Annotated in this window: 9 protein-coding genes; 5 read left to right on the top strand and 4 right to left on the bottom strand. The window is 57.1% G+C overall.

Annotation, left to right across the window (positions count from 1 at the left end; translation table 11 throughout):
* Positions 1-4 precede the first annotated feature (4 nt).
* Together miaB and tamL are read right to left on the bottom strand one after the other, a co-directional pair.
* Complete coding sequence (gene miaB, locus EQG79_RS02580) at positions 5-1,450, bottom strand: tRNA (N6-isopentenyl adenosine(37)-C2)-methylthiotransferase MiaB (protein ID WP_077920137.1); 1,446 nt, start codon at positions 1,448-1,450, stop codon at positions 5-7.
* Positions 1,451-1,625: 175 nt separating this feature from the next.
* Entirely contained in the window at positions 1,626-4,301 is a 2,676-nt protein-coding gene (gene tamL / locus EQG79_RS02575; protein ID WP_077920136.1) for a translocation and assembly module lipoprotein TamL, read from the bottom strand.
* Here tamL and EQG79_RS02570 point away from each other — a divergent pair.
* Positions 4,300-5,067 carry a TrmH family RNA methyltransferase gene (locus EQG79_RS02570; RefSeq protein ID WP_077920135.1) on the top strand — a complete coding sequence of 256 codons (768 nt, stop codon included), beginning with the start codon at positions 4,300-4,302 and terminating at the stop codon, positions 5,065-5,067. The genes tamL and EQG79_RS02570 overlap by 2 nt on opposite strands.
* On the opposite strand, the gene EQG79_RS02565 is transcribed toward EQG79_RS02570, so the two are convergent.
* Both EQG79_RS02565 and EQG79_RS02560 read right to left on the bottom strand, forming a co-directional pair.
* A complete protein-coding gene (locus EQG79_RS02565; RefSeq protein WP_077920134.1) occupies positions 5,056-5,847 on the bottom strand; it encodes a queuosine precursor transporter in 792 nt (263 codons plus the stop codon). The genes EQG79_RS02570 and EQG79_RS02565 overlap by 12 nt on opposite strands.
* A gap of 79 nt (positions 5,848-5,926) precedes the next feature.
* The gene (locus EQG79_RS02560; RefSeq protein ID WP_129599737.1) at positions 5,927-7,336 is read right to left on the bottom strand and encodes a hypothetical protein; all 1,410 of its coding nucleotides are present in this window, start codon (positions 7,334-7,336) and stop codon (positions 5,927-5,929) included.
* Positions 7,337-7,541: 205 nt separating this feature from the next.
* Here EQG79_RS02560 and rbfA point away from each other — a divergent pair, with 205 nt between their 5' ends.
* From rbfA to EQG79_RS02540, 4 genes are all read left to right on the top strand, one after another.
* Positions 7,542-7,940 (top strand): 30S ribosome-binding factor RbfA, encoded by a 399-nt coding sequence (gene rbfA, locus EQG79_RS02555; protein ID WP_077920132.1) that lies wholly within the window; start codon positions 7,542-7,544, stop codon positions 7,938-7,940.
* 85 nt (positions 7,941-8,025) lie between these two features.
* Positions 8,026-9,270 carry an ABC transporter permease gene (locus EQG79_RS02550; RefSeq protein ID WP_129599735.1) on the top strand — a complete coding sequence of 415 codons (1,245 nt, stop codon included), beginning with the start codon at positions 8,026-8,028 and terminating at the stop codon, positions 9,268-9,270.
* A 97-nt stretch (positions 9,271-9,367) separates the two neighbouring features.
* Positions 9,368-10,102 (top strand): HAD family hydrolase, encoded by a 735-nt coding sequence (locus tag EQG79_RS02545; RefSeq protein WP_077920130.1) that lies wholly within the window; start codon positions 9,368-9,370, stop codon positions 10,100-10,102.
* 51 nt (positions 10,103-10,153) lie between these two features.
* Entirely contained in the window at positions 10,154-11,299 is a 1,146-nt protein-coding gene (locus tag EQG79_RS02540; RefSeq protein ID WP_129599733.1) for a TIGR03364 family FAD-dependent oxidoreductase, read from the top strand.
* Positions 11,300-11,426 lie beyond the last annotated feature (127 nt).

Genomic DNA, 11,426 nt, shown 5'->3' with positions numbered 1-11,426 from the left:
TCCATTAGTCACTACTTACTTCGCCCCGCAGCGTAGCCGATGTACATTCGGTAATCAGCACGTTGATATACTGCCCTTTCTGGTACTGACCGCGCGGAAAAACGACCATTTTGTTCTGATCATTTCGACCGCAGAGCTCGGCGTCTGACCGTTTCGAGGGGCCTTCGATCAGCACCCGCTGTACCTGGCCGATGTGGCGCTGGTTCCGTTGGGCCGAGTGTTCCAGCTGCCGGGCAATGATTTCGTTCAGCCGCCGTTTTTTCACGTCTTCGGCAATGTCGTCGGCGTATTTTTTGGCGGCCAGCGTGCCGGGGCGCTCGGAGTAGGCAAACATGTAGGCGTAATCGTACCGGACATAGTCCATCAGCGACAGCGACTCCTGATGTTCTTCTTCGGTTTCGGTGCAGAAGCCCGAGATCATGTCGGTAGAGATGCCGCAGTCCGGCCCCAGAATTTCGCGGATCCGGTCAATCTTGCCGATGTACCAGGGGCGGTCGTACGTCCGGTTCATCAGCTTCAGCACCCGGCTGTTGCCGCTCTGGGCGGGCAGGTGAATGTACTTGCAGATGTTATCGTACCGGGCCATGGTGTACAGAACCTCATCGGTAATGTCTTTGGGGTGCGAGGTGCTGAACCGAATCCGGAGGTCGGGGTGGATCTGCGCTACCCGTTCGAGCAGGTTCGCAAACGTTACGGCCGACGCGGGCTGGGGAGCCGACTCCTCCGCTGGTTCGGTCCACTTGTAGCTATCGACGTTCTGGCCCAGGAGGGTAACTTCGCGGTAGCCCTGATCGAACAGATCCTGGCATTCGCGGACGATGCTATGCGGATCGCGACTCCGCTCACGACCACGGGTAAAGGGAACCACGCAGAAGCTGCACATATTGTCGCAGCCGCGCATGATGGATACGAAAGCTGTAACCCCGTTGGAGTTGAGCCGGATCGGAGCAATGTCGGCGTAGGTTTCTTCGCGCGACAGGAAAACGTTTACGGCTTTCTGACCCGACTCGGCTTCTTCGACCAGCTTCGGAATATCGCGATAGGCATCGGGACCGGCCACGATGTCAACGACTTTTTCTTCTTCGAGCAGTTTGGTTTTCAGCCGCTCGGCCATGCAGCCCAGCATACCGACCAGCAGTTCGGGTTTCTGGCGTTTCAGCCCGGTCAGGTGCTTGAGCCGGTTGCGTACCTTCTGCTCGGCATTGTCGCGAATGGCGCAGGTGTTAAGAAAGATGAGGTCGGCATCTTCGGCGGTTGAGGTCGTGGCAAAACCGGCGTTTCGCATGACGGCCGCTACAATCTCGCTATCGGCGAAATTCATCTGGCACCCGTAGCTTTCGATATACAGCCGTTTTTTACCAACGGCGAGTTCGTCTTCTGAGGTGCGCGGCTGGTCAATGCCTTCCTTATCAGCCGGTTGTAATATGGTCAGTTCGGGGATGAGCGTCATGTGAAGTCAATCGGTTAATTAACTGGCAGCCTGCGTGCTGCACCCGGTCTTTAGGCGGGGCCTGCTGTGTTTTTGGCCAGCTGAAGCCGCGAATTTACGAAGAAAACACCCGGCTTGCTGTCATTTTGGCAGAAAAAGCTGTTAAAAACTCCTAATAACCAAGACAGCCTGCTGGTTAAAAGGGGTACCCAATGCCGAAGTTGATGACCAGCGGGTTGGGCCCTTTGGAGAGTTTGCGGAGTGAGAATCTGGGCAGGATAAATCGATCGTCAACCGGCTGACCGTCGGTGTCGATATACTGTCGGGCCGGGTCCCACACTTTGATACCGCCATCGAGCCGGATGATGAAGAACGAAAAATCCAGCCGTAGCCCAACGCCCGTACCGACGGCAATTTGCGGAATGAACGAGTTGAGCCGAAACTCACCCCGTTCGGTGCCGCTGGTTATGCCCGGCAGTCGCCAGACGTTACCGGCGTCTATGAAGATGGCTCCGTCAATATCGGCCAACAGTTTGAACAACCGACCACGGAGCTCAGCGGATCCTTCGAGCAGAAAATCGCCGGGTTTTTCGAATGTGTATAAAAACTGGCCTTCCCGGCTGGGGTCAGGGTTTAGGGAGTTAGCCGCCGAGAAAAGTGGATACTCGCTGCCCGGCCCTAACCGGCGGGGTAACCAGGCTCTCACGCTGTTGCTACCTCCTGCAAAAAATAGCTTCTCATAGGGAGCCGTACGGCCCGGTCCGTAGCCTAATACAAGCCCGGTATTGATTCGGAACGCCAGGGTGGTTCGGGGGCGAAGTGGTATATAATACCGGTAATCGACGTTGAAACGCAGGTATTTGTAGTACTGCAAACCAGTGGAATCGGTTGGGCTAAAAAATCGTTCCAGCTGCTCGGGCTTAAACAGGTTCAGGGTTGTGCCCCCTGACTCGACAACCGTACGCAGGAAGTTTGCCCGTCGGTTCTGGCCGACAACGTTCGTATTGTAGGTGTAGGCAAAGCTGATTCCTGAGGCAAACGAGCGCCGGAAGCTCAGATAGAGCGTGCCCCCCTGAAAGGCGTTTGTATCAAGTTGTGCCTGAAACTGGCGGCTTATGTCGGCTTCGGTGCCGATGCCGGCGTTGATCAGGTTCACATCAGCGATCAGGAAGCTAAACTGTTTGGCAGGGCTGGTTTGCCAGTTGTAGGCCATGGTAGCCCGCAGCAGTGATCGCCTGAAATCGGGCCGTATGGTGTTGGTAAAGCCCAGACTAACCTGCGTTCGCGGATTATAGGCGCTGAATCCAAACCGAAGGCGACCCGGAAACAGGATTTGCGGAAAGGTGAGCGAGGTAGTTACGCCCAGCTCCTGTGCCCGGTAAACATCGCGCGTTGAACCGGTGGCTGCATTGGAGAAACCGGTTTGTGCCTCGAGGCCGTAGCGGAAGCTGGTTTCGAAGGTTTCGAGACCGCCGAAGAGGTTGCGCACCCGAAAGGTCAGGTTGGCAAACGGGCCCGGGGTGGTGGTCTGGGTCTGGTACAGCACAAACAAACCGCCCTCGAAGGTGTATTCGTACTTATCGAGGGGGGAGGCCGTAATCAGGGTTCGCAGCCGTCGGTTAGTGGTATCGGTGAAGTTGAGATTGACGAATTTGAACTGGTTCAGCAGGAAGAGCTGCCGCTGGGTTTCGCGGTAGTTAGTCTGGCTGTAGAGCGCCCCGGGCCGCATCCTGATTTTACTGTCGAGCAGGCGGGTCGAGATGCCCCGGCCGTTGAGCAGATACAGAACGCCATTGCGCCGAACCGTGTCGAGCGCCACACTACCCGGGGTCGATGCGCCGGGTGAGTCGGCGTTCGGGCTGATCTGAACGTCAACGTCGCCGATGCGGTAGACCGGATGGGCCGACTGCCCCGGCGGGTTCAGCACCTGAATATAGAGGTCGATGGCCCGTTGTACTGAATCTTCCTGCGGCACCCGAACAAACCGGCGGGTGGTATCGACATCGGTCGCGCGCACAAACTGCCGCGAAAAGGCATAGTAGCCCTGATCGCGCAGCTGCGACTCGATCCGGACCCGCTCGGCAGAGAGATTATCGAAGTCGAAGCGGGTGCCGGTTTGCAGGGGAGAGGCCGACAGGGATTGCCGCACCAGCGAGTCGACGCGCGGGTCGGCAATTTCGTAGGTGATGGTACGCAGGTAAAACGGTTCGTTCTCCGTAACGCTATAGCGAACCCGGATCTGTCGCCGGCGCAGGGTGTCGAGCCGATAAGCCGCCGTTGCGTTGAAAAACCCTTTGTTTTTCAGGTATTCCTGCATCTTCGCGGTGTTGGTCTGGGCGTCGGCTTCGGCAAAATAGCTGGGTGGCTCGCCCAGGTTGCGCATCAGCCAGTTGCCTTCTTCGGCTCGTACGCGAAGGCGCTTGAGCTGCCGGTCATACCGGCGGTTGAGTCGGCGTAGTTCGGCCGACGATTCGGTTCCGGCGCTGTTGATCTGCTGGCTTTGCTGCTCAAATTCGTTAGTTTTGGCCTGAAACGCCTGTACGGCGGCTTCGCGGTTGTACCGGCGCTGGCCAAGCTGATAAAACCAGAGGGGCGGGGTAACCGGAAGTCCCAGTATGCGCCGGTTGGGTTTTTGCGGAATCAGACTTTCCAGCTCATCGGCCGGAATGGTGCGGCTGCCGCGAACCGTCTGAGCCGTCAGCAGGTACTCGCCGGTTCGCAGCTGTTTGGAACTCAGGCAACCGGATAAACCAATGCTTATCGAATAGTAGAGGAGGTAGACCGAATAACGACGCCAGAGCGCAGTACCCTGTGCCAACTTTTGTCGATCGATATGATGAATACGCTGCTCACTATCCACTCGCTGCTTCATGCTGTCAAAAAGTCAATCGTCATTCATTCGGTCGCTGCACCAGAAAAAATACCGGCAGCAACATAGCGCATTCCTGGTCGAAGGGGCCAAGAGCGTGCAGGAAGTGCTGCTGTCCGATTTCCATACGGAACTGGTGGTGGCTACCGAAGGCTTCTACAAAGAAAACGTCCAGCTGACAGACCGCCAACGAACACCCGTCGAAATCGCGTCGGTGGCCGAACTCGAGCGGGTCGGTACGCTCGAAAGCAACAACGCGGCCCTGGCTGTGGTCAGAACGAAAGAAAACCGCCCCTTAGTAGCCCAGGCCGGCGAAATAGCGTTAATTCTCGATGATATTCGGGATCCTGGTAACCTGGGCACGATTCTGCGCATTGCCGACTGGTACGGCGTTCGTAAAATTCTTTGCTCCGACACGACGGCCGACGTCTATAACCCGAAGGTTATCTCGGCCAGCAAGGGATCGTTTACGCGGGTATCGTGGTGGTACGGCGATCTGACATCGTTTCTGGAAACAACCGTCCTGCCGGCACAGGTATCCGTCTACGGCGCTTTTCTGGACGGCGCCGATGTGCATACGCTGCCGTTCGGGTCGGGAGGCTACCTGGTCATGGGCAATGAATCGAACGGCATACGGGCGGAGGTAGGGCGGTTTGTGACGAACCGGGTTACGATTCCGCGCTATGGCGATGCCGAATCGCTGAACGTCGGCATCGCTACGGCGGTGTTGCTCGATAACTGGCGACGAAGCCAGCCCCTACATAAATGAACTCATGGCCGACTCGTTGGCCAGCTCTTCGGCATGTTCTTTACCGAGGTACCGATCGATGACGTAGTGGGCGATGTACAGAACCGGGGTCAGCAGGACGGCGGTGGTCGCTTTGTAGAGGTAGTTGATGATGCCTACCGCAATGACCTGCGCCAGTGACCAGTTGCCGAACACATAAAACGCGATTCCCAGTACTACGAACGAGTCGACGAGCTGCGACACCAGTGTAGAGCCGGTAGCCCGCAGCCAGATTTTGCGGCTCCCGGTGATCTTCCGCAGATACTGAAACACCGATGCATCGAGAATCTGCCCGATCAGAAAAGCCGTCAGCGACCCGATGATGATGCCCAGGCCCTGCCGGAAAATCATCTGAAAGGCGTTGTTGATGTTGATGGGGTTTCCGGCCCCGTCTTTGGCGTTGACATCGAGCCAGAACTGAGCCGGGGGCAGCGTTGTCACGGCATAGATAATCAGGAAGCTATACGCCACAAAGCCTGCCGTCAGGAACGAAATCCGCCGAACGCCCGCCTTGCCGAAGTATTCGTTGATGATGTCGGAGGTGACGAAAACGAACGGCCAGATCACGGCGCCCGCGGTGAGGTTGAAATCCAGAATGAAGTCGCCGAAGAGGTGAATCTGAGCGGGTTGGGTGCCCAGGAGGGTTTCGCCCGAGAATATTTTGACGCCGATGATCTCGGCAATGAGCGCGTTTGTCAGGAAAACGGCACTCAGAAAAATATACAGATTGGTGCGCTTGTTGGTAAACGAGTAGGAAGGCATGGGTAGCTGGGGTTGCGGTTGGGGCCGGTTGTCAGCTAACGGCTATAGTCAGCCAGCAACCGAATACTACAAACCTATTTTATTTTCGCTTATATACGCCAGCCGTTGCCGTTTTTTCGTACCGTTCGGCCAGGGCGGGGGCGCGCTGGAACAGCTTCTCTACCACGTTTTCGCGGTCAATGATGTAATCGGGCGGGTCTTTCCGAAAATGGTCGAAGACGTTGATCACGGCTTCGTAATTGTCCAGGTTACGCAGATCATACTTGGCCAGGTCCCAGTTGAGGTAGGGGGTGGCGGGTCGGTTATACTGATAGGCGCTCAGGTCTTCGCCGATGATCAGCAGCCGCTGGTTACGGATCGTAGCCGTCAGGGGCGACGCCCGGACCTGCAGCTTACTGAGCCGACCAAAATCGGACCCCGGCACAAGGCCCAGCGCGCCCTGGTAAAACAACAGCAGGATAAGCCCGAAAGCGGAGATGAACCCCACTTCGGCCAGCCATTGTTTTCGGACGTTTTCGAAGTAGAAAACGGCGAAATAAGCCATCGGAGGCACAAAGCTCAGAAAGGCCATCGGCGCCAGAAAAGGCATCAGCGCAATGGTCAGTACGGCTACGCCAAACCAGAGCACCATGATCTGCTGAATCCGCTGCTGTACGTTGACATACCGACTGCTGGTGTTGAACAGGCTCAGAAACCCCAGCACACCCAGCCCCAGCGGAATCAGCAGCGACGCCACCAGCGACTGGTAGTCAGACAGCGAATACTGGCGCACCCGAAAGACTGACGACAGCAGGTTGCGGTTGAAATCGTCGAAACTATCGCTCAGGTAATAAAACAGAATCGTAACCGCCAGCGGAAACAGAAACCCGAACAGCGACAGCGAGTGTTGCCGGAAGGTAGCCCCTGTATACAGCAGCATCGACATGGCCGCCCAGATGATGAATAGGGCCGACGGCAGGTAAAAGAGCGCGGCTATGCCGATGTAAAACCCAACCTCGAACACTTCATCGGTAGCCCCGCGCCGATCCATCTGCTTGACGAGCGTACCCAGTGCCAGCAGCAGAAAACTGGTCGACATCAGCACCGGCGACAGGGTCAGGCAGTCGAACGACAGATGCAGAAACAGCATGTATACCAGACCAGGCCAGAACGAGCGGTCGGAGTAGAAGTCGCGCACGTTGGTCAGGTAATTGACGTATACAATCTGAAATACCGACACGAGCGTGGCCGCTACGTGCAAAGAGGTAGCCGATCGGCCAAAGAGGGCGTTCAGCCCCCAGTAGACAGCTGCCGATAAGGGGCTCACACTGTCCCAGATGTCGCGGTAGAGCAGGTGCCCCTGGTTCATCTGCTCACCAACGAGCAGCCAGTTTAACTCCGGAATGAGCAGCGGAAAGGGATGAAGCAGAAGCGGCAGCCGGATCAGCACCAATAGGCCCAGCAGACTGACGTATTGATAGGGGTAATATGAACGAAAAAAACGAAGCAAAGCTAGTATTGGGTAACGGTGGTCAGGGCGAAATTACGGTCAATTTCGGCAGAACGGAAAAAGCGTCGGATATTTGCGCGAATGGCCACCCCAATGCCGATCTTACGGTCCAGGCGACCGGTAACCGGAACGGGGCGAGGCCTGCATTAACAAAGTCAGTCCGCCGGGGTTAAACCGACTGGATAGTGACTCAACCACAGATGATATGGAATCGAAACGACAGCAGAAAGTTGCCCGCCAGTTGCAGAAAGATTTGAGCGAAATTTTCCAGCGCGAGGTACCGCACCTGTTCAACGGACCATCCAGTCCAGGGGGCTTTATAACCGTGACCAACGTGCGGGTGTCGCCCGATCTGAGCGTAGCCCGTATCTACCTGAGCTTTCTGGCCACCAAAAACAGGAATGAATTGCTGGACCTGATCCAGGAAAAAGGCAAGGTGATTCGGCAACACCTCGGCGACCGGGTGCGGCACCAGCTCCGCATTGTGCCCGAACTACATTTCTTTCTGGACGACACCGCCGAATACGCCGACAAAATGGATAAACTCTTCGCCGGCCTGGAGATACCCCCCGCCCCGGCCGAGGATGACGACGATACTAATTGAGTAAATGAGTAGATGGTGATTGAGCGATTCAACCGATCGTCATGCAATCTCACCGCGCACTTGTTTACTCATTCACTCCGTAAGCATGAACCTCCCTGCCTGGATCGCCCGCCGGTACTTTTTTTCGCGTAAGAAACGCAGCTTCATCAGCTGGCTGTCGATATTGTCGATGCTGGGGGTGGGCGTGGGTACCATGGCGCTCATCATCGTTTTGTCGGTGTTTAACGGGATGGAAGAACTGAACCGGCAGCTCTTCCGCAACTTCGAAGCCGACATGACCATACTGCCCGCCGAAGGAAAGCGGTTCGTTGCCTCGTCGGCGCTCCTGTCGCAGCTCCGCCAAACGCCCGGTGTCAGCTTCATCAGCGCGGTGGCGCAGGATAATGCGCTGGCCCGCTACCGCGCCAGTGGGTTAACAGACGGGCAGGCGGTGGTACAGCTGAAGGGGGTAGACGATAATTATACCCAGCGCAGCCAGCTCGACTCAACCCTGATTCAGGGGCAGCTGGTGCTGCGTCGGGACGATGTCAACTATGCCGTTGTGGCCGAAGGAATACGCAACGACCTGAGCATTTCGCCGGTCGATATTCTTACCCCGCTCGAGATCCTGTATCCGCAGAGTGGCCAGACGCTGAGCGCCATCAACCCGAACGCGTTTAACCGGGAAGCGCTGACGGTAGGGGGGGTGTTCTATATCGAAGTACCCAATTACAATAATGTGGTGCTGGCGCCAATCAGCGTGGCGCGGGCCCTGTTCGGCTACGAGCCCAATGAGGTAACGAGTCTGGAAATTCAGCTGCGGCCGGGCACCGATGAGGAGGCTGCCAAACAGGCCCTGGAAGCCGTTGTCAGCAAAGCCGCTCCAGCCGTTCAACTGACCGTTCAGAGCCGCGACGACCTCAATCGGGATCTGTACCGGGCCATCCGGGTCGAGAAGCTCTTTGTGGCGCTGACCTTATCGTTCATTATTCTGGTGGCGTCGATCAACATCTTTTTCTCCCTGTCGATGCTGGTCATCGAAAAAAAGCAGGACATTGGAATTATGTTCGCCATGGGAGCTACGTCGGGTATGATACGGCGGATCTTCCTGACCGAAGGCGCCATCATTGCGCTGACCGGAGCCATTACGGGGCTGGTGCTGGGCATCGTAATCTGTCTGCTCCAGCAGCAATACGGGTTTGTCAGTATGGGAACGCCCAGTTCTATCGTGGATGCGTACCCGGTCCGGCTCGATCTGATCGATGTTGTCCTGACGGGGGGGCTGGTTGTTCTGATGACTATTCTGACCTCCTGGTTCCCAGCGCAGCGCGCAGCCCGGTATATGGCCTAAGAATTTCTTTATTTGTTAATGGACTCACCAACAGCATGTATCGATTCTTTGCGTTGCTTTACCGCTCTTTCCCTAACTGACGTAACCGATTTGACCGATGCAACCAATTGAATTAGTGGTTTTTGACATGGCCGGCACAACCGTTACCGACCACCACGAAGTAGAGCGGTGCTTTGCGCTGGCAGCCGCTGAAACGGGTTTGTTCGTTACCGACGAACGGATTCTGGCCATGCAGGGGCTGGCCAAACGGTACGTCTTCGAAACGCTCTGGAAAGAACAGCTGGGCGATGTGCACCCCGACGTGAACCACCAGGTCGATGTGTCGTACGCGGCTTTCCGGGGTATTCTGGAGAACCACTACGCCACCAACGGCGCCACGCCTACCGAAGGCTGTCTCGATACCTTCGCCTATCTGCACGAGCGCGGCATCGCCATAGCGCTGACAACAGGCTTTTATCGCACCGTAACCGACATCATCCTGGACAAGCTGGGCTGGCTCGACGGCCTCGATCAGGATCGCGTCGGTAGCCGGGATAGCCTGATCCAGCTGTCCATCGCCAGCGACGAGGTAGAGCGGGGGCGTCCCTACCCGTACATGATCGAGCGGGCTATGGCCACGCTGGGCGTAACGAACCCGAAGGCCGTCATCAACATTGGCGATACCCCGTCCGATCTGCTGTCTGGCCGGGCCGCCGGGGTAGGCCTCAACCTCGGTATCACCAACGGAACCCACACGCAGGAGCAGCTGGAGACCTATCCGCACGACCTTCTGCTGGCTTCGCTGGTCGATCTGCCCCAGCTGGTAGACAGCCGCTACTTTGTTGTCAGCTAACCCGTCGGTCCGAACCTTATCGGCCGGGCCGCTTCTCTGAACCGTTTATCCATGTACGATCTTATCATTGTCGGTGCCGGTGCACTGGGGACGTTTCATGCCTATCATGCCGCCAAAGCCGGGCTGCGGGTGCTGTTACTCGAGAAAGACCGCTACCCGATGGGCGCCACCGTTCGGAACTTCGGCCAGGCGGTACCGTCGGGACTGGCGGGTCGCTGGTTCGATTATGGCCGTCGGAGCCTGGAGATCTACCGCGACATTCAGGCGCAAACCGAGCTGACGGTGCGGGCCAATGGCTCCGTCTACCTGGCTTCGGACGCCGATGAATGGACGCTGGTCAACGAGCTGCACGACCGGTATCAGCAACTTGGCTATACCAGCGAGCTGCTCAGTCAGGCGCAGTGTCTGGATAGGTACCCGGCCCTGCAGGCAGACTACGTACGGGGTGGGCTCTACTTCCCGCAGGAGCTGAGTCTCGAACCGGAACAGATGATTCACCGGCTCATCGCCTTTATCCAGCAGAAGTACGGGGTAACGTACCAGTCGGGGGCGGCTGTGATCGACTGCCAGTCCAACTACAACGGAGCTATCATTACCCTCAGCAACCGGGAGCGGTACCAGGCCAGCCGGGTGCTGATCTGCTCCGGACACGAGGTGCGGCTGCTGTTTCCGGAGGTGCTGGCCGAGGCTGGTCTGGTGGTCAGCAAGCTGCAGATGCTGCTGGCCGAGCCGGTGGCGGGTCTGTTGCTGCCGGGTAATATCCTGACGGGGCTGACCATTCGGCGGTACGAGTCGTTCCAGCAGTGTCCGTCCTACGCGTCGATCGCTACGCCCCCCCAGCTGGCCGCGCTGAAAGAATGGGGTATCCATATCCTGTTCAAGCAGGCCGTCGACGGGTCGATCATCATCGGCGACTCGCACGAATACGCCGACGCGACCCGGGCCGAAGACCTGGGCTATCATACGCAGGACTTCATCAACGAACTCATGCTGGCCGAAGCCCGGCGAATTGTCCGCTTTCCGATAACGGTTCGAAAAACCTGGGCCGGTTTCTACAGCCAGACCCCCGACGAGATCTTCGACTACCCGGTCGACGAGAATATCCGGATCATTACGGGCATTGGCGGCAAAGGAATGAGCTCGGGCGCTGGCTTCGCCGAAGAAACCGTTCGGCAGTGGCTGAACGTCAGCGTGTAGCCGGGCTCTGGGGCAAGCAGGTTAAGCCTATGGAGCTGTTATTTTATTGTGATCATCCGGCTTTTCTGTTCATAAAGGATTGATAATCAGGAAATATTAGCGTAACAGTGCTGACATACATTTGCGG

This window comes from Spirosoma sordidisoli (assembly GCF_004138325.1).
Taxonomy (GTDB): Bacteria; Bacteroidota; Bacteroidia; order Cytophagales; family Spirosomataceae; genus Spirosoma; species Spirosoma sordidisoli.
This window is presented reverse-complemented; position numbering and strand designations above follow the sequence as displayed.